Source organism: Kastovskya adunca (assembly GCF_059505785.1).
In genome coordinates this window covers 1-23,586 of sequence record NZ_JCACLG010000011.1, presented here as the reverse complement: position 1 = coordinate 23,586, position 23,586 = coordinate 1, and the positions used below count along the sequence as shown (strand labels likewise).

Below are 23,586 nucleotides of genomic sequence, written 5' to 3'. Positions count from 1 at the left end.
AACAAGCCCTTTTGTCTGATCGTGGTTCTTTGTTTTGCCCTGAACGCTTGCCTAACCTTGTGCGCTGGTGTTACGTAGATTTGTGACAGCACTCACCGACTCTCCGAAGCCAGAGCCTTCCTCATAAAACTGGGTCGTTTTCACCCAAATCGTTTTAATAAGGAGTCTGTAGCGTGGGTCAAACGAGAGGAAAGGCTCTCATTTCACCACTCTTTACTCTGAGACAAACTTTGTCTGAGGTTTATCAGTTTTCGTTAGCAAGAGTGCCATCGATGTACCAGTGTTTCAGCAGATGAGTGTCACGTGCAGTGCTGCAACCATCTCACCAAAGATGATTCCTTCTATGTTTTACAGGCTGTTCTCAATCGGTAACTAAGGATACAGCTAGAAAATTGAGAAGCAATCGGTGCCGAGTGGAAGTGGAGAAGCAAGACGCTTCTCAATTTCACCCTTGAGCGGAATGCAGATTAACTGACTGCCCTCAATCGAAGGATTACCGCATTTAGCGATCGCGTACGTTGCGGCAAAGGCAGTAGGTGACGCTCAAACAGCCTGTAATTATTCTAGTTTCTGGTTGTACCTTAAGAAAATCTGTTCTCAGTTTATAGCGTATATACTTGATAAGCGAGTATCTGCTACCTGTGATGAGCTACATTAACACGCAGGCGGGATATGAGGCTTCTCCCCACCTGCATCGGCACATAAAGTTTATGTTTAATCAACTTCGAGTTCATTATCCCCAAGGTAGCCTGATTAGCGAGTTGCTGGCAATCGAACATGGTAAGTACGTAGTTCGTGCCCTAGTGCAAAATGACGGTGCTACCTTGGCAACTGGATTAGCGGCGGCTGATACGGTAGAACAGGCAGAAGATATTGCCAGAAGCCGCGCCCTAGCTGTTTTGGGCATTCAGCCAACCACCGACACCCCTAGGATCTCGGCAACGACTGTTGCTCCAACTCCTCCCCCAGTGACTACCTTTCCCGCCGTAAACCAGAGACAAATTCCGGCTCCATCGCCTATAGAAGAACCTACTGTAGGCAATGGAGAGATGGCTGTACCGTCACCCAAAGCTTCTCGTCAAGCGCCGTTGGAGAAGAATTTCACAACGCCAAGTGTTGAGGAAGAGATTCCCTTTAGTGAAGATTTTTCTGCGGCTGAGGTAGAGAGATTTGAGGAAGATAATCTAGTTGAACCCACCTTAGAACCACTAGAAACCCTACCTCATCCCCAGCCGGCTGTCTCCCCCGTGCCGAGTTATTCCTTTAGCGAAGTGCAACCTGAGGCGACCAAAATCTCTACCCCTAGTACTCCCATTGACTTTTCTGACATTATGGCGAAAACCAATGTGGAACTCAAGCGTCTAGGCTGGACGACGGAGCAGGGGCGAAAGTATCTAATGGAAACTTACGGAAAGCGATCGCGCCAACGCCTAACCGATGAGGAATTAATCGACTTCCTACATCATCTAGAATTGGAACCCTCCCCGGAATCCTGAGTCCTGAGTCCTGAGTAGGGGAGAAAGTATGAAGGGTGAAGGATGAAGTATGAAGGGTGAAGGATGAAGTATGAAGGGTGAGTGTAGTTATCCCCTGCTCCCCTGCTCCCCTGCTCCCCTGCTCCCCCGCTCCCCTCCACCCCTGCTCCCCAGCTCCTAGAAAGGTTAACTCACCGCCGTAGGCATCCGCGTTGCAGAGGGACGGCGTTCAATGACTTGATCAATCAAGCCATAGTCTTTGGCTTCAGTGGCGGACATAAAGAAGTCGCGTTCTGTATCTTCGCTAATCTTCTCAATCGGTTGTCCAGTATGCTCCGCCAGGTATTCGTTTAGACGGCGCTTGTGGTAAAGGATTTCCTTGGCTTGAATCTCAATGTCGGTTGCTTGTCCCTGTGCGCCACCTAGCGGCTGGTGAATCATAATTCGGGAGTGGGGAAGGCTCATGCGCTTTCCTTTGGCACCTGCACTCAGGAGGAAGGCACCCATGCTAGCCGCTAACCCGACACAAATTGTGCAGACATCGGCACGAACTTGATTCATGGTGTCGAAAATGCCCATGCCAGCACTGACAGAACCACCGGGAGAGTTGATGTAGAGGTAAATGTCTTTCTCTTGGTCTTCAGCCTCAAGAAATAGTAACTGGGCAACAATTAAGTTGGCAAGATCGGCATCAACTTGCTGCCCTAGAAAGATGATGCGCTCTCGTAAAAGCCGAGAATAAATGTCAAAGGCACGTTCGCCACGACCAGATTGTTCAATTACGGTAGGGATCATAAAGTCTGCTGCTGCTTGCTTTTATTTACTTAGATTGTAGCGATTGAGAGCAAAATGCGGCTTTGGCGTCCCTTGTCCTAGCATTTCACCAGAGCAATTCTATCTCGTGGCATTTGAACTTTTAGGCAAGAACGTTATACCCTGGGGTGGGGAGAGTGGAGCTAGGGTTTTGAGTTGTGTTGCGGCAAAGCAACTGTATTTAAATTGAATTTTGAACTCAAACCTGCTTCAGCTCACTATTTATCACCGAACAGGAATTGCTGCTTTAGTGCATAAGGCAGTGCAATGATTTTTTCGACACTACTGTCTAAAATGATTTTTTCGACACTACTGTCTAATTAGGCAACGGCTGTTATCTGTCTTAACAGCCAATGTTTGCCGGATACCTCTCCCTGAATTGCTGCTAATTCACTGTACAGCAGCTCGCAAGGGCGATCGCCTCAAACGATCAGCCAAGAGTCACCACCCACCTGATTGAGTCTCAGGGGAAGTGCGATCGCGCTTGTGAGCGTAACTTTAACGAGCAGACCGAGATTAAGGATAGCCAACTATGTTAAAACGACTTCTGCAAGCTGCGATGCTCACGTTTCTGTTGAACCTCGCGGTAAGCATGAACTCTTCTGCAACCTCATTATCTGTTTTGCCATCATCACCGACATTAGACAACCAAGCTACCGTCCGTCCTCAATCGCTTTTATTTCGCCTCATAACCATAGGGTCAGACTAAGTCGAAGTTGAGGACGTTGAGGATTTAGCGACGGCGGCGGGAGGGTTGGAGTTCTCGAAGTAGTTCTTCGGCTTTCTTGACGCCTTCATCTTGACTCTGGCGTCGGTAGAGGTCGCGGGCTTTTTCTAGTTCCTCGATCGCCTCATTAGTGCGATCGCGCCCTTTTAATGCTAACCCCAGATTATAGTGGGCGGCAGGATTGTCCGGAACCATATCAATCAGCCGACGATAGGTAATAACCGCTGTCAGGTACTCTTCCTGCGCTAGCAAAATTTCGCCAATGGCAGCTTGAGCTTCAGCCGAATCTGATTGTACAGAAGCGGCGCGTTGAAAGGCTTGCAATGCCTCTGGCAATTTCTTTTGCGCTAGAAAAAGCTTACCAATTTGCAGGTGAACCTGAGCACTGCGAGGGTCGATCTTTGATGCTTCTTCAAAGGCGGTGAGTGCAGCCGGAACATTATTTTGAACCAGCCATGCCTTGCCTAAGTTGAACTGAATATTACCATTACCAGGCGCGCGTTGTGCGGCTTGTTGCAGGACTTTCACGGCTTCTTCGGGACGCCCTTGTTGCAAAAGGGTTGTTCCTGCTAGGGAATAGGCTGTGATGTTGTTAGGGTCTAAGGCAATGACTTGTTGGTAGGCATTGATCGCCCCCTTGTAGTCTCCCTGGCGCAGTAGCACTACTCCCAGCCCTAAATAGGTATTGAGGTCGTCTTTCTTTAGCTCAATCGCACGACGATAGGCTAATGCTGCTCCGGCGTTATCGCCAGCATTGGCAAGACTGTAGCCTAGAGCATACTGAAAAGCCGCATTGTTTGGCTCTAGGGCAGTGGCTTGTTGATAGGCTCGTGCGGCTTCGCGGTAGTTGCGCTGACGTGATTGTAAATAGCCGATACCAGAAAAGATTCTGGCATTTTCGCGGTCAAGACTGGCAGCTTGTTGATAGGTGGCGATCGCCTGAACGTACTCTCCGGAATCTACCAGCTCTCGTCCCTTACGCAGTAAGTCATTGAGTTGCTCGTTGGATTGGCGCTGGCTTAATACCAACACTTCCTTTGTCTGAGCCACTGCTGGCAAGTTTAAGCTTAGTCCGGTTAACAAAAAGCTACTAACGATGAAGAATGTCTGCTTTTGCACGATCAATTTCTAAAACTACGGGGCGTGACTTTTTTAGTGCTACGCTGACTGGAGAATTTAACCAAAAATCGTACCCTTTTGTAAAGAGAATTGACAAAATTTATATTTTCTGATAAAGATAATTTTTTGCCTGAAATTGGGAGTCGGTAGTCGCTAAAATTGACAGTCTGTAACTACCTTAGTCCCTTTCCAGGGAACTGACGTTAACGCTTATTTTTAGGAGGATTGATGATTATAACCACAACCGATGTCATTCAGGGTGCCCAAATTGAAGCCTATTTGGGAATTGTCACCGCCGAAGTTGTCTATGGCAGCAATGCATTGCGAGATTTCTTTGCAGGGATTCGGGATTTTATTGGGGGACGTACTGGCAGTTATGAGCGAGTATTTGAGAAAGGACATCAAGATGCGATCGCTGAACTACAACAACGCGCCCTCCGCCTAGGTGCAAACGCCATCCTGGGTGTGGAAGTTGATACAGGCACGATCAATATAGACCAATCGGGGGTTTTGCTCCTAATTACCGCCACGGGAACGGCGGTGAAGTTACGCTCTTAGTCCCCCCTTGCTTTACAACTGGCGTGCATAACGTCCCATCAGTTCTCCCATGGCAAGGATATGCCCATCCATTGCCGCTTCTAGCTGGGCTTTAGTTGCTCCTGACGCCAGCCCCAACTCTCTATCTAGGGCATAAAGTTTGAAAAAATAGCGATGCACGCCGCTTGGTGGATAAGGCCCCCCATAGCCAAGATTACCGAAGTCATTTTTCCCCTGAGTTCCTCCGCCTTCTAGAGTTGGGGTTGCTGCGATTCCTGCCGCAAGCTGGCGAATTTCTGCGGGTAAGTCGTAAAGAACCCAATGCACAAAAGTTTGATTGGGAGCATCAGGGTCATCAACGATGAGTGCGAAAGCTTGTGTTCCTGTAGGGGGGCTGTCCCAGCGTAGATCTGGAGACATGTCCTTGCCATCGTGGGTATAAATTGAGGGAATCATACCCTCAGCGGTAAAAGCGTTACTCTCAAGTTTCATCGTGTGAGTTCATTGGGGTGACACAGAAATACCGCTCGGAGTGTCAGTCAAATGATTTTTAGTCTAAAAATTCGTCTCCAACGGCGAATAGCTGCACTCCGACGATCCTCAGGAGGCTAACACTCTGCCGGAGAAAAATTCGTCGTCCTCTAGGCTGAAGCAACATTCGGATCTTAATTTAGGGGCGATGGAGCTAGGGGAAGAAAATTAGTTGAATGCACACTGCCCATTAAAGGTGGGGAACTGATATTTCTTCTATCAAACTACTGACTAATAATTAGGTATTTGTAGGGTTGTTCGTGCTGGCAAATCTAGAAAATTCATGGCGTAGATAGGTAAAAGAGGCACACCCTGACGTTGATTTACCTCCATCTATTGATCGCTGAAAAGCTTGCAGAAGTTTTCAAGTGATGATTACTGACGCCGCTTCAGTACCAAGCCAAGACTAAGTGTTATGAAACCCAGTAAAATGCTTGGTTCCGGAACTGAGATACTGGCAGGCACTAACTGTCGAGATGGCACAACACCCTCACCGACTTCACTACCTTCAGCAAAGATAGGACTGGTACTAATCTCTGTCACACTGAGGACGCTATCAATCCAGTCTAAATAACTGGAGACAATCATGCCGCCGCCGACAGTCCCAAAGGTGCCGGGAGTTTGATTGCGAAAGTGCAACGTAAAGGTATTAACGCCTGCTAAGACTAAAGAATCTTCCAGCCACACAAAACTGGGTCCCCCGGAATCCCCAGCTCCTAACGTAGCTTCGATATCATTGCCTAATGTCAATCCTCCATAGCGATTGGTGGAAGCATCTGGACCGTCATAATCAAAGATAAATGCCCTATTTTCTGGACTAGAACCAAAAAAGGGAAATCGTCTATCCGGAGCAAATACATCCGCGTTGTTTTTTCCGACTCGCTTCACCCTGGTAGAGCCGCCGCTTTGATAGCCACTGACCCCGCTGCCAGTTGAGCCATATCCCACCATCGTCAGTGTTTCACCGAGATTAAGCGGTTGGCGGTGTAAGTTGTAAATTGGAACTTCAGAAGGGAGATTGGCACCTAAGGTGATAATTGCCAGATCGTCGCCCAATATTGAATTACCAGAACCGATGTAACTGGGGTGAATAGTTAGATTGCTGGCTGTAATGCGGTGTGATAAATCTGAGCCAAAGTTCAGATTAAAAGTCACATCCTCTGGCAAGAAACCAACGCTGCCATTGTTGTCCAAGTCTAAGCAATGGGCGGCGGTGAGAATATGGCGCGTTGAAATCGCGGTACCTGTACACAGGAAATTCCCCTTATCTTTTCCATTGAAAAAAAGACTGCCTACCCCCCCATAAGGTGATGAGGTGGTGTTGGGGTCAACTCGTTGTGCAGGCGAATCCCCTGGAGTTCCGTTGGGGTCTCCAGCCGAGATGAGTTGCTGGTATTCGATGCTACTAGAGGTATCCGTGACAAATTCAAGTGCTTCGGCATGTTTTGAAATGCCGAAAGCAGCAGCAAGAGCTACTGTTACTGATACAGCAGGTTTGTAAGAAAATCTCATTGCATGTAACCCTATCTGAACATAGGCAAAGCCTAAATTTACAGGAGATTTGTTGAATTAATCGTAACTGAGACTCCCTCAATTTATCAGAGATTGTTAGTCAATTTCACAAGATCTTCATAATTCTCTTACAAAGCTTTTCCGTATTTTCAACTAAGTAGTAATACTGAAAAATTAGTACTAGTCAAGGAAGAGTCGCCAGAGATTGACGAATTATGGTTTAGGCAAAAAAACTTATGATTTAATTGTTATCAAGGAATATTGGCGATCGCAGATTGTCCCAACCCAGGAAAGCTCCTAAACCACTGGTTTCTGCTCAAGTTCACCGTTGTTATTTTGTTTAGGAAGGAAAAATTAGATTGATTGATTTTTGCTTTCTAGGGCATTAATTCGATTAAATTTTGATGTTTCCGTATTTTCACTCTTACTAATGACTGACTTTTCTGTAGCCGTCACTTGGTCAGTAGGATTTTTAAATTTGAACAAGTGAAGGCTGACGGAACCTCTTAATTTTTTCTACAGATTGCAGAAGTTGGAGGTTTAGGATAGGCTGATTTACTTTCGTTCGGGTAGAGGTTGATTCATTAGTCAAGGTATCCCTCTTGTTCAGTAATTAGAGGGCGATCGCCAAGACATTTCCTATTTCCCATCCCAGCAATTAGCCAACTCTATTTCTCGGAGAATTTGTTCCGTACCAAGGCTTTCACACATTTCTCCGCTCAAACTACTGCTCCTCAGCAGCCGCGTATTGTGCAATGAACCAAAACTCAGTTATCTAGTTTTAGGAACATTTCCATCTATCTTTGGGTATACTTGGCAGAACTGTAAGTTTCTAATCGAGACTCAGAGCCAACGCACCTTAGACAGGAAACGCAATAGCCAAGTATGAACTCTCTAGAACTAGACCGAGAAATTGGCAGGATGGCGACAGCAATGATGACCCGTAACAGGCAAATTGGGGCAGCAATCATTGCTCATTTGAGAACGGAATTGACATTTGAATGTGTTGCTGGCGTATTACTTGTCAGTCTTGAGCGCGTGCTCTGGTTCGACACAGAATCAGTTATGTGGGCAGTCGAAAGTCTGATTCCCGCAGATATTATGCAGGAAATTCAAACCCTGACTGCTTTCACCATTTATAAGCAGTTGGTTGCTAAGGGATTTATACCAGGACAAGATTTGAGCGTTGATAGCGCCGGAAAGCTGTTGCTTAAAGAGCAAGCAAGACTGGCTGTCTCAATTGAGGTATAACTCAAGCGCTGAAATATCTCGCCACCGGATGATAAGCCACGATCGCCGTTGTAGATTGTTCTGGATATAGCTGTTCGCTTTCGTCCATGTAAAGATTAATCCGTCCTGTTCTGGGGAAAGCGGCGTAGCCATCGCTCCCCAACAACTCCAACAACGTATATTGGTCTTGCATGTTCGGACAAGCGGGATAGCCAAAACTATACCGAGAACCTCGATATCGTTGCGCCAGCACATCTCGAATATTATCCGGTTCCTCACTTCCAAAGCCCAACTCCCGACGAATCCGGGCGTGTGTCCACTCAGCAAGCGCTTCTGCCATCTGCACGGCTAACCCGTGGAAGTAGAGATAATCCGTATACTGATTGGAATCAAACAACTTCTTCGCATATTCAGTCGCCATCTCTCCCACCGTTACCGCCTGCATCGGAAAGACATCGACAACGCTAGATTCCCTCGGTGCAAAGAAATCAGCAATGCACAGACGACGCCCAGAACGCTGCCGAGGAAACTCAAAACTCGCCACCTCCTCTAAGCTCTCTGCACCTTTGCGATTCATTTCCTCCGGATTGTAGATATGCAACGAATTTCCCTCCGCCTGACAGGGGAAATAGCCGTAAATCGCCTGCGGATGCAATAACTTTTCTGCAATGATGCGCCGCTTCCAATCCTCAAGAATCGGGTAAACCGTTTCTTGTAGAAACTGCTCGTACTCTTCCCGCGATTGTCCTTTGGGTTTGCGGAACTGCCACTGTCCAGCAACTAAAGCCTGCAAATCTAGATACCCGAACAACTCTTCTAATGGGATATCCTCCGGTTGTAATAGTTGCGTTCCCCAGAAAGGCGGCGTCGGACGTTCGATATCGAGAGCAACATCTTCAGAACGCCTTGTATCCACTATTTTTGGTTCAGCCGTTTTCGTCTCTACCGCCTCTCCATCCTGTAGAGGTGCAAGATCTTCTTTCTCCTGTGCGCCTCCATCCGTGGAAGTTTCCTCCACTTCATCTAAAAATCCCTGCAAGTTATCCCACTTACTTGCCACTTTTGCAGGCATTAACTTATCCATGAAGTGCAAATCTGCAAAGGCGTCTTTGCCGTAGATTACCTTGCCTTTGTAAGTATTTTGGCAATCTTCGTATACAAACTTGGGTGTCAAAGCAGCACCGCCGAGAATTACGGGAATAGTAATTCCGCGCTGGTTAAATGCCTCCAAATTATCCTTCATAAAAGCGGTAGACTTCACCAACAATCCACTCATGGCGATGCAGTCAGCTTTGTGTTCTTCGTAAGCCTCGATGATGTTATCAACGGGTTGTTTGATGCCTAAATTGATCACCTTGTATCCGTTATTGGTGAGGATAATATCGACGAGGTTTTTGCCAATATCATGAACATCACCTTTAACGGTGGCAATTATCACCGTACCCTTGCCACTAGTATCAGTGTCTTCTTTTTCCATGAATGGCTCTAGATACGCGACTGCCGCTTTCATGGTTTCTGCTGATTGCAATACAAAAGGTAGCTGCATTTGCCCGGAACCGAAGAGTTCTCCGACAACTTTCATCCCGTTTAGCAGGAAGGTATTAATAATCTCTAAGGGAGGATACTTTTCTATGGCTTTGGCGAGTTGTTCTTCCAAGCCAATGCGCTCGCCGTCGATAATGTGGCGTGTGAGACGTTCCTCAACAGGGAGGTTTTCATCGCCAGAGCGATCGCGTTTTGTTGTCGCTCCTTGAAACAGGGTGGTTAGCTCTGTTAAGGGGTCGTAAACGCAGACATCCCCCTCAAATTGGCGCTGATCATAAATGAGCTTTTGGCAAACTTCTTGATGCTCTGGCGCAATCTTTGCTAACGGTAAAATCTTGCTAGCGCTGACAATGGCTGAATCTAAGCCCGCTACCATTGTTTCGTGCAAGAACATCGAGTTCAGTGCCATCCGCGCCGCTGGATTCAACCCGAAAGAAATATTGGAGACGCCGAGGATAACATGGCAACCTGGCAGTTCTTTACGGATGCGGCGAATCGCTTCAATTGTCGCTTTACCGTTACCTCTATCTTCTTCAATCCCCGTAGAAATGGGAAGGGCGAGGGGGTCAAAGAAGATTTCGTAGGCAGGAATGCCATAGTCTACAGCTTGGTGATAGGCGCGTTGGGCGATTTCAAACTTTCTTTGTGCTTTCCGCGCCATCCCCTCTTCGTCAATAGTGCCAATGACTACACCCGCACCATACTTCTTTGCTAACTCCAGCACTTTGAGGAAACGTTCTTCCCCATCTTCATAGTTAGTGGAGTTCAATAAACACTTACCTCCAGCAACCTTTAGCCCCGCCTCCATCTTTTGCCATTCTGTAGAGTCGAGCATCAGCGGCAGTGTGACATTTGTTACCAAGCGAGACACCAACTCGTGCATATCTCGTACACCGTCACGCCCCACATAATCCACGTTGACATCGAGGATGTGTGCCCCTTCTCGCACTTGGGTCTTTCCTAGAGCAACCAGCCCATCCCAATCTTCTTCATTTAGCAGCGTGCGGCACTTCTTGGAACCACTGGCATTTAATCGCTCGCCGACAATCAGGAACGAGTTATCCTGCTCATAGGGCTGAGGGCTGTAGATGGAAGCGGCGGCGGGTTCATACTGGGGATGGCGTTCTTTTGGCGTCAGCGTTTTAGCAATCTCTGCTAATTGTTGAATATGCTCCGGGCGCGTACCGCAACAGCCACCAATCACCTGCACGCCCAAATCTTCAATAAAGTGCATTAACGCCATCCGCAGTTCTATCGGCGTCAGCTTGTAGTGGGCATGACCTCCAACGTTTTCCGGTAGTCCGGCGTTGGGGATACAAGAAACAACAAACGGCGAATACTCAGATAGATACTTAATATGATCCTGCATCCGGTCTGGCCCTGTGGCACAGTTAAGACCCAGGATGTCGATGGGGAAACGCTCCAAAATCGTTAGGGCTGCACCGATTTCTGACCCTACCAGCATTGTCCCTTGGATTTCCATCGTTACGGAAACCATCAGCGGACGCCGTTCCCCTTTGCGCTGGAATACTTCTTCCACCCCAGTCAGCGCGGCTTTGATTTGCAGGACATCCTGACAGGTTTCGATAATAAATAAGTCAACGCCGCCATCATACAAGCCTTCAGCTTGCTCTACATAGGCGCTGGTCAGGGTATCGAAGTCAATATGTCCTAAGGTCGGCAGCTTGGTGCCTGGCCCCATCGAACCCCCTACAAACCGGGGCTTCTCTGGAGTAGAAAATTCCGCTGCTACTCGCTTTGCCAGCTCCGCCGCCGTTTTATTGAGAGAATATGCCTGGTCTGCCAAGTCATACTCGGCTAGCACAATTGAAGTCCCGCCAAAGGTATCCGTCTCTATCACATCCGCCCCAGCTTCTAGAAAGTCCCGATGCACCTTCTCTACAGCGTCTGGTTTGGTGTGTACCAAATACTCGTTGCAGCCTTCGTAGTGCGCTCCACCAAAGTCTTCGGCGGTCAAGTTCTGCGTTTGTAGAGAGGTTCCCATCGCTCCGTCAAAGACAATCACAGGGCGTTCTGGGCTGTGGAGGTGAGTGAGGAAGGGGCTATTCATCAATCGTTGCTTTGGGTATAAAGATGCGCTAGAAGCACGTCTTTACATTATTGTGCAAAATCCCCAGGGTTTGGAGTGGCAAAAGATGAAAGTGCAGATAAGGGCTGCCTCAAAAGGCGATCGCCTTCTAATTCTGTCCACTCCAGCTTGACTTTTTCAGCAGTTACCCATCCTCTTGCTCAAGATACTACCTATAGCAGATACACAAATCACTAGCGTAAGTTCCGTTTTTACGGCAATGAGAGTAAAGTAGCGCGATCGCCTGCTATTTTACTCTCTTACAGTTCATCCAGAAATATCTGCTGCTACTTTAACCTCAGTCTCTTCCAATCTCGGACGCTCTGCCGAAGCTTTATTAAAATCTTTAAAGCCTAAACTCCATTTCAAAACTTGCAAAACGATGTAGGGATGGAACAACACGGTGTTTTTTTTGAGCAAGTTTAGAACTTCTAGAAACCGGATAAGAACAGTAGGATTTGTTGAACAAAGTTCCATTAATTGAGCGCTGTACCACTGCAAGAATCGCGTCCCCAATGGTCTTTTGCCTTGGGTTTGAGGAAAACGAAAATCTTCACTTGTTGCCATCATCCAGGGAATGTCGATAACTGGGGAAACTTGCTGAAAGTATTGGCGGTTTAACCCGGTAATATCTCGGTTGTCTCTATGTTGGCGCTGTTCTCTAAGACAGGTATCTAATGTCTTCGCCTCCAAGGCACAAACACTCATCCCTTGTCCATAAATGGGGTTAAATCGACAGAGGGCATCGCCAACAACTACAATGCCTTCTGGGAGACTTGATAGGCGTTCGTAGTGTCGTCGAATACTGGCGGGAAATTTATAGGTATAGATAGGGGTCAGAGGCTCGGCATCTTTAATTTGTTCGTAAATGTGCGGCATCTCTAAGCTATGGGCAAAGTCTAGAAATTCTTTTTCAGTGTTTGGTGGATAGTCTCCAAAGTATCCCCCCATTGTCACTATCCATTGCGAGCCTTCTATAGGAAATATGCCGCCTATCCGCTTGCCGAATGGGGATTTATTATAGATGGAGAGTGATTTCCAATCTTCTTGAAAATTCTGCGGACACTTGTACCGACGACTGGCGTAAGCAAAGTCAATTGCTACTGTCGTTTCTTCTGGTTTTTGATAACCCAACGCTTCAATCCAGCGGGAGGTTTTGCTTCCTTGTCCACTAGCATCTACAACCAAATCGGCTTCTAGTTCTTCTACTGCCTGCTGTCTGTTACGTTGTTTAAGTTGCACGCCAGTAATGTGTGTGCGATCGCGATTTGATAGCAAGCCAGTGACATCACACTCTTCTAAAAAATGCACGTTGGAATAAGCACTCAATCGGCGACGGAGATGCCATTCTAAATAGGTTCTGCTTTGAAAACAGAAGGTAAAACCACTTTTAAATCGAGCTTTCCACACGCCGAACTGAAACCAGCACACATCTTTTGAGGCATCAGCCGAAATCGCTCCCCCGGCTTGTAGTTCATCAAAAAAACCAGGAAAGAGTTGCGAAATAACTGACTCACCTGCCATCAGCAAAAGATGGGCGTGATGACCTTGGGGGACTCCTTGGCGGACTTGAGGCGTTTCTGGAGGGCGATCGCGTTCAATTACTGTTACTTTCTCAAAGTGGTCTGACAGTACCCGGCTAGCAAGCAACCCCGCCATACTGCTACCAATAACAACGGCGTGACTTCCAGTAAAGTTGGCTTCAACAGTGCTATTTGTTGCCATAACTTTGCCTTATCCTTAGTTAGATTTGCGAATAGATGCAAGAGCTACCTAATGATAGAGGAGCAATAGGTCTGAGTCGAGACTATCTGCTAAGCACGAACGAAGTGCGATCGCCGTTGGGGAAGAGAAAGGCGATCGCATACATGATACGGGAAGGCGATCGCACCTTAGAAGATAGGGGCGATCGCATCCACCAAAACAGAAACGCAATTACTCTTCAGTCTTTATATAGGCGAACATCAAGCGATCTTTCGGTTCAGAAATCGAACGCCCTAACTCCTTGGCAGTCTCATTCGACTCGGAGCATAATAACTTCTACATTTTGCAGTGCTTGTTGATAATTTTCGCCATCAGCAGCGCAACCTGGTAATCCTGGTACTTCGGCTATAAATACTTAGTCTTCTTCACTCCAGTAGAGGATGATTTCATTAAAGTAGCGATACAATCTAAAAATTAGCAGAAGTCACTCAAGACTTTTAATATTGTGCAGTATTTGGTGCTTTAGAAATGCTGGAAAACTTATTTTTTAGGCGAAATCAAAAAATCAAAAAAGTCCTTAACAGTGACATTATTGTAGTAAATGGAGTCGAAGAACGAGCTTCTAATCTGTGTTTAAAAAACTATGGTATTCCTCAGGAAGTTGGGGAGCGATATAAAGTTAAGGTAATTTTTCCTAGATTAAAGATAGCTGGTGTTATAGAGTACATCTTTTCTTGGCATAGCTTAGATGAGATTGATATTCCAAATTTTGAAATAGAGCAAAATGATATCACACTGAGAGCCGCAAAAGAGTTAGCTCCTCTCATCAAAGAACACTTACAAATTGAGGAAGAGATTTTCAGCCTTGAAGAGCAATATAACAAAGTTAATGATTTAGCAGATTTAGTATCAGCTTCTGAACTGTACTCTAATCAACTAGAACTCTATGAGAAAGCTTTAGTACAGATAGAAAATTTGTTAATAAAAGCCAAGCAACTTAAAAATATTTACATTCATCTAATTAATGAAGGTTTAATTGGAATTCAGATTGCTGGCTACAATCCTGACAACATTCGAGACAACAGGTTAGCTTTTGATTCAAAGTACCGAACGATTAGGGAAGAGTACCAGTACATGAGAGATGCAGCAACAGCTTATCAAGAGCTGACGCATCAACAGAATGAGTAGATTACAATTACCAAATGGATTCGAGATTTAACACAAATCCAGGCAAAACTGTTTCTCCTGATAGGATAGCAGGATTTTCCAGTACCTCTACCTCTTGTCCTTTACGATAGATTTCTACTTGCCTAAATTTGCGATTAATTAACCAACCCAAACGAATACCATTATCTAAATACTCCTTCATCTTCTCCTGAGTTTCTTTCAAGCTATCGCTCGGAGAAAGTAACTCAACTACAAAATCCGGGCAAAGAGGAAGAAATTTCTTTTGTTGCTCAGGCGTCAGAGTATTCCAGCGCTCCATTTTTACCCAGGAAGCATCAGGAGAACGATCCGCACCTAATGGTAGTTTAAAACCACCAGATGAATCGAAGGCAATCCCGGTTCCGTCTGCATCTGCCCAATTAAATAACTGCTGATTTAGCCTACCATTGCGGTTGCTGGTTTCTCCTCCGGCAGGTGGCATAATAATTAATTTCCCTGTGGCAGTGCGTTCAAATCTGAGATTTTCGTTGTCCTGACATAACTGATAAAATTGCTCGTCTGTCAGTTCAATAATCGATTTGAGGTTGACGGTTAGGGCAGTCATACCGATTTGGAAGTTTGGATTATCTAAATAATAGTAGAGACGCTCCGCCGGAACGTCTCTACAACAAGGGTTTAAGTTACCAACTATTCAATCCCTTCAATCCGGTCTTCAACCTCCTGATACAACTCCCGCAGGCGGTCTAAGTTGTTTTCACTGGTTTCCCAATAGCCGCGACCATTGACTTCTAGCAAGGTCGAAACCATCTTGCGGAACGAATTGGGGTTGAGGTTCATTAGTCGCTTCTGCATTTCTTCATCTTCGATGAAGGTGGTGTTAACGTCCTCATACACCCAGTTATCAACAGCACCAGCAGTAGCTGACCAACCCATCGTATTGACGAGGCGCTTGGAGATTTCCCGTACTCCCTCGTAGCCGTGATTGAGCATTCCCTCGTACCACTTGGGATTCAGTAGCTTAGTCCGCGCATCTAGACGCACGGTTTCCGAGAGGGTGCGGACTTGGGCATTTGCCGTGGTGGTGTCGGCAATGTAGGAGGTGGGAGCTGTACCATCATCCCGCAGACTGGCGACAACCTTAGTCGGGTCAGAGTCGAAGTAGTGGGAAACGTCTGTCAGGCTAATCTCGGACGAGTCGAGATTTTGGAAGGTGACATCGGCGGTTTTGAGGGCTGCCTCAAAAATCTTCCGGTCTTGTCCCATCATCCCAGGATTATCGGCACTGAAGGCAAAAGATTTACGAGTCAGGTACATATCCTGCAACTCTGATTCGCTTTCCCAGGTGCTGTTTTCTACCGCTAGGTTGACGTTAGAGGCATAGGAACCGGAGGCATTGGAGAAGACGCGGGTGGCAGCTTGCCGTAGGTTGATGCCCATTTCAGACGCCTGTTGCAAGGCGTGCTTGCGGACAAAGTTCATTTCCAACGGTTCATCTGCCTCTGCTGCCATTTTCACGCCTTGATCAAGGAGGTTCATTTGGTTGATGAACAAGTCGCGGAAGACACCAGAACAGTTAATGACTACGTCAATCCGAGGACGACCCAACTCTTCTAAAGGAACCAGTTCTAGCTTGTTGACGCGACCAAGGGCATCTGCTACAGGTTTAGCGCCGATCATCCACATGATTTGGGCTAGGGATTCGCCGTAGGTTTTGATGTTGTCGGTTCCCCAGAGGACGCAGGCGATAGTTTCGGGGTAAGCGCCGTTATTCTCAGCCCGTTGTCGATCTAGCAAGCGATCGACTACTACTTTAGCTGCCACAACCGCAGCGGTGGTGGGGATGGATTGCGGGTCGAGGGCGTGGATGTTCTTGCCTGTGGGGAGAACGTCGGGGTTCCGGATGGGATCGCCGCCGGGCCCAGGGATGACGTACTCGCCTTCTAGGGCTTTGAGCAGCGCACCGAGTTCGTTATCGGCAACGATTTGCTGTAGGCAGAACTCCAGGTACTCAAATAGGGGCTTGAGGGGTTGGGGGTCTACCTGTTTGTATTCCAGGTTATGGAGGGCTTCAATCCAAGGCTCTTTTTTGCCCATGTTGAAGAAGTTGAGCTTGGAGACTTTGGACACCCGACCATCGGCGTCTGCTTGGGCTTGAACGAGAGCACCTACAGAGGCGCGGGTTGCCATTGTGATGTCTTGCAACAACTGCACATCTTCTAAGATGCCTTTGTCGTTGTTGTGGTAGATCTCCTCAATGTCGCGCCCCAGGCTGTTAGCAAGGATGCGGGGGAGGCTTTGAATTTCTTCTTCCGCACGGTCGAGGCTAGCGATATTGACCAAAGTGGCGATCGCTTCTTCTGCACTTGGCGGTTTCCCAATCACATGCAAGCCACAAGGCAACAAGCGCGACTCAATCTCCATCAACTTCTTATACACCAAACCAACAAGCGTATCCCGCTCAAGAGTGGTCATATCTCTGGCATCTTTTTCGGATAGTTCGATATCCTTATCCAGATTTACCAGGCGGCACTTGTCCATAATTGTGTTCGCAATCGGGACGCCGCGTCCGGTATCTTTCAGGGTTTGGTAAGAAGCAATTAACTCGCTGAGTTCCTTTAACCCCTTATACAAACCCGCATTCTCCGCCGGAGGTGTCAGGTAGGAAATCGTCTCCGCATAGCTGCGACGCTTGGCAATGGTTGCCTCGCTGGGGTTGTTTGCCGCGTAGTAGTAGAGGTTAGGTGTTGAGCCAATCAGGTTATCGGGGTAACATTCTCCCGACATCCCCATTTGCTTACCCGGCATGAATTCCAGAGAACCGTGAGTTCCGAAGTGCAGCACAGCGTCGGCTTTCCAGATTTGCTCTAAGTAGGTGTAGTAAGCGGCAAAACCATGATGTGGGCTAGCAGAACGGGAGAACAATAGCCGCATGGGGTCGCCTTCATAGCCAAAGGTGGGTTGCACGCCGATGAAGATATTGCCGAATTGCTTGCCGTACACCAAGAGATTTTCGCCATCGCTGTTGAGATGTCCTGGCGGTGGCCCCCAGTTCTCTTCTAAGCGCCCAGAGTAGGGGGTCATTTCTTCGTACTCTGGTACCGACATTTTGTAGGCGATATTCAGCTCTGGGCTACTGTATTGGGCTTGGGCATCGTGAATGACTTCTTGCATCAGCATTTCTGCTGACTCAGGCAAACCTTGCACATCGTAGCCGTTGTGCTGCAAGGCTTCCATTACTGTGTAGATAGAGCCAAAGACATCCAGGTAAGCGGCTGTCCCGACGTTGCCTTTATCTGGGGGGAAGCTGAACACGGTAATGGCAACTTTCTTATCCAGTTTCGGCTTGCGGCGCAGGTTTGCCCACTTCAATGCTCGTTGGGCAACGGCTTCAATGCGGTCTTGCAGGGCGATCGCTTTTCCGGTTGTCCCATCTCGTCCTGAGACAATGATCGGCTCAATCGCGCCATCAAGTTCAGGAATTGCTATCTGCAATGCCACTTGTATCGGGTGGAGTCCTAAGTCGCTATCTTCCCACTCTTCTGTGGTTTGGAATACCAAGGGCAGGGCAACCATGTAGGGACGGTTCAACCGCTTCAGGGCGTCAATTGCCTTGGGATGGTCTTGTCGTGCTGGGCCACCTACTAAGGCAAAGCCTGTGAGGGAGACAACAACATCGATGATGGCGGTGCTTGTCTCTCCTTGTCCCCCGTTACTTTTGTCAAAGAAGTAAGCCTCAATGGGCTTGGAGAAGTCCAGACCCCCAGCAAAGACAGCAATCACCCGTGCGCCCATCGCTTCGAGTTCCTGCACCATTGCCACATAGTGGGCATCATCTCCCGTAACCAGGTGAGTGCGTTGCAGCACCAAACCGACGCAAGGAGCCAAGGGGTCTTTCAAATCTGCCGAGATATCCCGGCGGGAGTTGTACCAGTTGAAGTACTCTTTGATATCTTCAAACATTTGCGGCGCAAGGGGGTGCCAAATCCCCATATCCGGGTAGACAACGGGTTCCCGGAAGCTCAGTTGCCGTCCTTTGAAGACGTACTTATCGGCTAGCATCACCAAGAAGTTTTCCAGGTTTTCCGAAGAACCGCCTAGCCAGTACTGGAAACTGAGCATGAAGTTGCGGGCATCCTGGGCTTTGTCCATCGGCAGGTACTTCAGGACTTTGGGTAGCGTCTGCAATAGCTTCAGCATCCCGTCTTGGAAGGAAGCGCCGGACTTCTCCTTGCGCTTACGCATGAATTGAGCGATCGCACTTTTTGATTGACCTAGCTGTGCCATTGAGAAGCTGCCCAGCTTGTTGAGGCGCATCACTTGCGGCATTGAGGGAAACACCACCGCCGCATCAAGGCGATCGCGGTGCGGTTCCACTGCTGCTACGACCTTATCTGCCAAATCTTCAATAAAAATTAGCGAACCGATAAAAATATTGGCTTCAGCGATCTCCTGCTTAAACCCTTCATAGTTTTCTGGGTCACGCAGTTCCTCGATCAGGTAGCCGCTGATTTCAATTGCCAAGTTGGGATTGTTGTTATTAATCGAATGGACAGCGGCTGATAGCGCACTCTGATACTGTGGCTCTAGCACGACATAGACCACCTTGAGTAAAGACCGCCCCTGCAATGCCTCTGGGGCAATGTGTCGAATGGTGGACCTGACGTGAGTAAACATTCAGTTGGGCTCCTTGTTATGCGGGTTCTCGACTCACTGGTTGAGAGCTTAAAGAGTGAGGGATGAGAAAGGACAAAGTCGGAAGGACAAAAAAGAGGTGAGGCCCGGTAGACAAGCCCCCGATTCATTGAGGAGATTGATATTCATCCTTCATCCTTCACACTTAGACCTTCTGTTGACTCATTCTTCTAGACTCTGTACTGTTGTTGCAACTGAAGTGTTTTTATCAAAAAATACTTAGCAGATGGGCGTTTGAGGGGCTATCTGACACAATTTGATAAGAAATTTGAGTTATTTATTTACATTAGTTGACAAAGTTTGAAGTAGTCACTCCACCAAAAGCGAAGTTTCTGATCCGATGCTACCTGTTTGGGGAGGCGGCGCAAACGGCAAGGGCTTTGCTATAGCTGTCTGCTGTGAAGCACTACAAACTGCTAATCTTCAACAACGGACAAATGAATTGAGGAAACGATCCCCACTATCTACAGTCACACAATAGATAATGACGATCGCAGGAGTAGGACTAGTGCCACCCACTGATATTCTGATTCTCTCCAATGGCCCCGGTGAAGTAACGACCTGGCTGCGACCCGTTGTGAAAGCTTTACGGCAGCTACTGGGAGATGATCGCTCCTTGGTACGCATTTCTGTGGTGCTTTCGCCTTGTCCTAATGCTACGGGAGAAGAGGTAGCGATCGCGCTTTCTTATCCCGAAGTAGACAGAGTTCAGGCGGCAGAGCATTTTTTCCCTTTTCTCTTACAAGGAAAGACCGCAGAAAACTGGGATTGGCGCGACAACGGCGTTGTTGTCTTCTTAGGTGGCGATCAGTTTTTTTGTGTTGTAATTGGCAAACGCCTCGGTTATCGCACAGTTATCTATGCCGAGTGGGATGCCCGTTGGCACGCTTGGATTGACCGCTTTGGCGTTATGAAGCCAGAAATGATCAAGAAGGTATCCAAATACGCCGACAAATTTACCGTGGTAGGGGATTTGATGGCAGATGTTGCAGAAGGAAAAAACGAAGGCACTAACTCAGTCCTCACTCAACACTCAGCCAAGGCGGAATGCAAAAAAGAAGGCACTAACTCCACACTCCATCCCCAGGACTCACCGACTCGGACTCAACTCATCGGATTGCTGCCCGGTTCAAAACCCGCCAAACTCACTCAAGGCGTACCACTGGCTTTAAAAATAGCAGAATATATCCACGAGCAGTGTCCCCAGACTCGCTTTGTCATTCCTGTTGCTCCTACTTTAACTCTGTCCACCTTGGCGCGTTTTGCCGACCCCTTGCAAAATCTGCTCATTAAACGATGGGGATGGGCAGATGCGGCACTAGTGACTCCGGCGGCTGAGACGGGTGAATTACCGTTTCTCAAGACTTCTACAGGCTTGCGTGTAGACCTGTGGACGAAGTTTCCTGCCCATGATTTGCTGTCTCAATGTGCTCTCTGCGTGACAACTGTAGGGGCAAATACGGCGGAACTGGGTTCCTTGGCGGTACCGATGTTTGTCTTACTACCGACTCAACAGCTTGATGCGATGCGGTCTTGGGATGGCTTACCGGGGCTTTTGGCGCGTTTACCTGGCATCGGTTCTGGCGCGGCGAAGCTGATTAATTGGCTCGTTTTGCGGCAGGGGCGTTTATTTGCTTGGCCAAATATTTGGGCGCAATCCGAGATTGTGCCAGAGTTTGTTGGCAGGTTAGAGCCGGAAATTATTGCCGCGCAGATTATAGATTTTATTAACCACCCGGAGAAGTTGGAGGAAATGCGATCGCGTCTGCGTGCAGTTCGCGGACAACCAGGGGCAGCACAAAAGCTCGCTCAACTGGTGCAGGAGGTACTCGATTTTGATTAAAACGCAGAGGCTCGCCAAGGTTAACAAGAGGGTTTTAAGGCGATCTGTTCAGTATACAAAGAGGTTGTTAAAACTTAAGGGTTAGGACTGGTCGTTGAACGATGTGACAAGTCTAGTATGTACAAATTTGCTGCAGCTTCGGAAAACGAATCAATCGTGTTTGGTGCTGCTCGACCTGGATACAGCAATGAGCAGGTCAACCGATGGATTGAGTTTATGCAGGAGGGGCAAGACATCAAGCGCGTTTGCTGTTTGCTTCCCCAAACTCAGCTCACTCGTTATTCAGATTTGCTTGGGGTTTATCGACAGGTATATGGCCTGGAGCGGGTTTGTTGGGCACCAATCGAGGATTTTCAGCTTGCTAAACGTGACACTCTTATCCAGGAAATTCTGCCGTTCTTAGCAGTTGCAAACCAACACAGTGAAAAAGTAGTGGTTCATTGCTCTGGTGGTATTGGGCGCACAGGACACGTTTTAGTCGCTTGGTTAGTCAGTGGGCGAGGATTATCTAACAAAGAAGCGATCGCAGCAGTTAGACGAACTGGAAAAAATCCCTACGAAGCAGCGCTCGCTGCTCCCCTGAAAGGTCGAAATCCTGGGAAAGTTGTTGCAGAACTCAACGCACTTCTAGATGATTGTCGTCTTGGAGAGAAGTTATTTTAGCTTACATACAGACGGATTTTCAATTACTGCCCTCTCCATGGATTCAAGGGGCATAACTAATTGTTAACCAGATTGACCATCTTGACGCCCCAATTCATAAACCCCGCAGCCCACACAGGCTAGAATCCCGATGCTAATTGCCCAACTCCCGCCGAGGGTGAGTTCGACGCCGTAGTTGCACAAGCTCCCAAAGCCTAGGAACGGCACAATGCTGAAAACTGAGGCGTAAAAGGCATTTTGCGCTTCTCTGGCTTTGCGGGTTTTTTCAAATTCTTCAGCAGAGGTATAAAGCGATCGCTCGGCAAAGTTAAACCAGCGATCAAGCTGCTCCATAATCCATTGCTTAAGGGACGAAAGGCTTAAATATAACGCCAGCGACCACAACGATGCCCCGGCGATCGCTGTGGCATCTAGCTCAAACCGAAACGGCAAAATCTCTATCAGCATGAGTTGATAAGTGATGGAGGAGTATAGCAGTTTAAATATTTAAATATCTTAATACTGATAAAAGTAGAAAATTCAGTGTTGTTAACCTAAAGACACATAGAGACGCGGCATCCCACGCCTCTACTAAGCGTCATAACTCCCCCTTCACTTCAGTCAGCAAAAACTCATTCCAACTCTTGCCAAGTCTTACCGCCATCTTACGACTGAAAGATAAGGTTGCGATCGCCTTACCGTTCAAGGAAGCAGCCACTTTATGAAAATTCGTTGGCAATAAATTTTGCTTTCACCCTTGACTCTCTAGCCGAATGGAGAGTGAACAATAGGAGTGACCAAAAATTCTTACCGTATATCCAGCGAACATCATGGCAAAACGTCAAATTGAGATTTTTACGGCTGACTGCCCCCTTTGCGATGAGACAGTAAAGTTGGTGCAAGAACTCACTTGCCCTAGTTGCGAAGTCTCAGTCTATAACTTACGAGAAGGGCAAGAGAAAGCAGCACAGTATGGAGTGAATGCAGTTCCGGCGATCGCTATCAATGGCACGCTGGTTTTCACTGGCAAACCCAATCGAGAACAACTGCAAGCTGTCGGTGTAGGTCAACCCCTATAGAAACAAGTTCGCCCATGAGTACATGGATGAGGACTCTTTACAGCTAAGGTTGAGAATAGCCCAGTAGTAGTAGTCGGGGTAAGGATTGTATCCTTGCCCCGACTAAGTAATTTCATTCCAGCATTCCTGCATGACAGCAGGGAGTTTAACTAGAAATGACTAACTCTTCTCCGACAATCTGAGTCTCTGCATCAATGATGTTCCGCAGCTCGTCACCCTCAATCGTTTCTTTCTCAATCAAGAGTTCCACTAACTGATCGATGACTCTCCGGTGATCGCGAACAATCTGGCGTGCTTGCTCGTGGCAATGACCAGCAATAGTACGTACCTGCTCATCAATCCGAGCCGCAACTTCCTCAGAATGTTCCGATCTCGACATGGGTGCGCCACCCAGAAACACTTCTCCTGATTGGCTTTCCAGGGACAGAGGCCCCAAGTCACTCATCCCGAAGCGCGTCACCATTTGCCGTGCCAGGGATGTGACAGTTTGCAAGTCACCACCTGCACCCGTGGTGACTTCAGGATCGCCGAAAATCTCTTCTTCTGCGGCTCTACCCCCTAATGCCGCAGTGATGCGTGCCAGCAATTGCGCTCTGGAAATTAATCCTTGTTCTTCATTGGGGGTAAACCAAGTCAAACCGCGTGCTTGTCCGCGTGGGATAAGGGTGACTTTCTGTACGGGGTCGTGGTGGCGTAACATTGTGCCGACTACCGCATGTCCGACTTCGTGATAAGCAATTAAGCGCTTGCTCTTGCTATCTACTAAAGGAGTACCTTCCATCCCCGCCACCACGCGGTCAACCGCGTCGTTGACTTCCATCATCGAAATCGCCTCCTTGCGACGACGCGCCGTCAGGATGGCCGCTTCGTTGAGGAGGTTA

17 protein-coding genes and 2 pseudogenes are annotated in these 23,586 nt (G+C 47.7%); 8 read left to right on the top strand and 11 right to left on the bottom strand.

Translation table 11 applies throughout. The annotated features are described in order from the left end of the window. The first annotated feature begins 644 nt into the window (after positions 1–644). On the top strand, positions 645–1,496 hold the full coding sequence (locus tag AC5JR3_RS03340; RefSeq protein ID WP_495843024.1) for a slr1353 family protein: 852 nt from the start codon (positions 645–647) through the stop codon (positions 1,494–1,496). Positions 1,497–1,661: 165 nt separating this feature from the next. Here AC5JR3_RS03340 and clpP read toward each other — a convergent pair whose 3' ends face one another. After that, complete coding sequence (gene clpP / locus AC5JR3_RS03335) at positions 1,662–2,270, bottom strand: ATP-dependent Clp endopeptidase proteolytic subunit ClpP (protein WP_495843022.1); 609 nt, start codon at positions 2,268–2,270, stop codon at positions 1,662–1,664. Between the two features lie 550 nt (positions 2,271–2,820). Here clpP and AC5JR3_RS03330 point away from each other — a divergent pair. Beyond that, complete coding sequence (locus AC5JR3_RS03330; protein WP_495843020.1) at positions 2,821–2,997, top strand: QAALIT motif small membrane protein; 177 nt, start codon at positions 2,821–2,823, stop codon at positions 2,995–2,997. Positions 2,998–3,021: 24 nt separating this feature from the next. Here the strand turns inward: AC5JR3_RS03330 and AC5JR3_RS03325 are convergent, their stop codons facing one another. Continuing rightward, positions 3,022–4,134 carry a tetratricopeptide repeat protein gene (locus tag AC5JR3_RS03325; RefSeq protein WP_495843018.1) on the bottom strand — a complete coding sequence of 371 codons (1,113 nt, stop codon included), beginning with the start codon at positions 4,132–4,134 and terminating at the stop codon, positions 3,022–3,024. Positions 4,135–4,362: 228 nt separating this feature from the next. On the opposite strand from AC5JR3_RS03325, the gene AC5JR3_RS03320 reads away from it, so the two are divergent. Continuing rightward, a complete protein-coding gene (locus AC5JR3_RS03320; protein ID WP_495843016.1) occupies positions 4,363–4,692 on the top strand; it encodes a YbjQ family protein in 330 nt (109 codons plus the stop codon). 12 nt (positions 4,693–4,704) lie between these two features. On the opposite strand, the gene AC5JR3_RS03315 is transcribed toward AC5JR3_RS03320, so the two are convergent. After that, on the bottom strand, positions 4,705–5,163 hold the full coding sequence (locus AC5JR3_RS03315) for a YbhB/YbcL family Raf kinase inhibitor-like protein (RefSeq protein ID WP_495843015.1): 459 nt from the start codon (positions 5,161–5,163) through the stop codon (positions 4,705–4,707). A gap of 414 nt (positions 5,164–5,577) precedes the next feature. Further along, entirely contained in the window at positions 5,578–6,714 is a 1,137-nt protein-coding gene (locus AC5JR3_RS03310) for a trypsin-like serine protease (RefSeq protein ID WP_495843013.1), read from the bottom strand. A gap of 885 nt (positions 6,715–7,599) precedes the next feature. Between AC5JR3_RS03310 and AC5JR3_RS03305 the strand changes: the two genes are divergently transcribed. Further along, a complete protein-coding gene (locus AC5JR3_RS03305) occupies positions 7,600–7,965 on the top strand; it encodes a hypothetical protein (protein ID WP_495843011.1) in 366 nt (121 codons plus the stop codon). Between the two features lies 1 nt (position 7,966). Here the strand turns inward: AC5JR3_RS03305 and metH are convergent, their stop codons facing one another. The 3 genes and pseudogenes from metH to AC5JR3_RS03290 all read right to left on the bottom strand — a co-directional run bounded on the left by metH (position 7,967) and on the right by AC5JR3_RS03290 (position 13,691). Further along, entirely contained in the window at positions 7,967–11,560 is a 3,594-nt protein-coding gene (gene metH / locus AC5JR3_RS03300) for a methionine synthase (RefSeq protein WP_495843009.1), read from the bottom strand. Between the two features lie 285 nt (positions 11,561–11,845). Beyond that, positions 11,846–13,303: an FAD-dependent oxidoreductase gene (locus tag AC5JR3_RS03295; RefSeq protein WP_495843007.1), complete on the bottom strand. Its 1,458-nt coding sequence runs from the start codon at positions 13,301–13,303 to the stop codon at positions 11,846–11,848. 210 nt (positions 13,304–13,513) lie between these two features. Next, positions 13,514–13,691: pseudogene (locus AC5JR3_RS03290) on the bottom strand (type II toxin-antitoxin system HicB family antitoxin). Positions 13,692–13,810: 119 nt separating this feature from the next. On the opposite strand from AC5JR3_RS03290, the gene AC5JR3_RS03285 reads away from it, so the two are divergent. Continuing rightward, complete coding sequence (locus AC5JR3_RS03285) at positions 13,811–14,470, top strand: hypothetical protein (protein ID WP_495843005.1); 660 nt, start codon at positions 13,811–13,813, stop codon at positions 14,468–14,470. Between the two features lie 7 nt (positions 14,471–14,477). On the opposite strand, the gene AC5JR3_RS03280 is transcribed toward AC5JR3_RS03285, so the two are convergent. Beyond that, positions 14,478–15,053 carry a Uma2 family endonuclease gene (locus tag AC5JR3_RS03280; RefSeq protein ID WP_495843003.1) on the bottom strand — a complete coding sequence of 192 codons (576 nt, stop codon included), beginning with the start codon at positions 15,051–15,053 and terminating at the stop codon, positions 14,478–14,480. Between the two features lie 83 nt (positions 15,054–15,136). After that, positions 15,137–19,123: a magnesium chelatase subunit H gene (locus AC5JR3_RS03275; protein WP_495843001.1), complete on the bottom strand. Its 3,987-nt coding sequence runs from the start codon at positions 19,121–19,123 to the stop codon at positions 15,137–15,139. A gap of 502 nt (positions 19,124–19,625) precedes the next feature. On the opposite strand from AC5JR3_RS03275, the gene AC5JR3_RS03270 reads away from it, so the two are divergent. Both AC5JR3_RS03270 and AC5JR3_RS03265 read left to right on the top strand, forming a co-directional pair. After that, positions 19,626–20,984, top strand: coding sequence for a glycosyltransferase family protein (locus tag AC5JR3_RS03270; protein ID WP_495842999.1), 1,359 nt, complete (start codon positions 19,626–19,628; stop codon positions 20,982–20,984). Between the two features lie 117 nt (positions 20,985–21,101). Then, positions 21,102–21,647, top strand: a complete 546-nt coding sequence (locus AC5JR3_RS03265) for a protein-tyrosine phosphatase family protein (protein WP_495842997.1) — start codon at positions 21,102–21,104, stop codon at positions 21,645–21,647. Between the two features lie 63 nt (positions 21,648–21,710). Here the strand turns inward: AC5JR3_RS03265 and AC5JR3_RS03260 are convergent, their stop codons facing one another. Beyond that, entirely contained in the window at positions 21,711–22,094 is a 384-nt protein-coding gene (locus tag AC5JR3_RS03260; protein ID WP_495842995.1) for a hypothetical protein, read from the bottom strand. Positions 22,095–22,456: 362 nt separating this feature from the next. Here AC5JR3_RS03260 and AC5JR3_RS03255 point away from each other — a divergent pair, with 362 nt between their 5' ends. Beyond that, positions 22,457–22,705, top strand: coding sequence for a thioredoxin family protein (locus AC5JR3_RS03255; protein ID WP_495842993.1), 249 nt, complete (start codon positions 22,457–22,459; stop codon positions 22,703–22,705). A gap of 145 nt (positions 22,706–22,850) precedes the next feature. Here the strand turns inward: AC5JR3_RS03255 and AC5JR3_RS03250 are convergent. Then, a pseudogene (locus AC5JR3_RS03250) lies at positions 22,851–23,586 on the bottom strand (cell division protein FtsH); the annotation flags it as partial.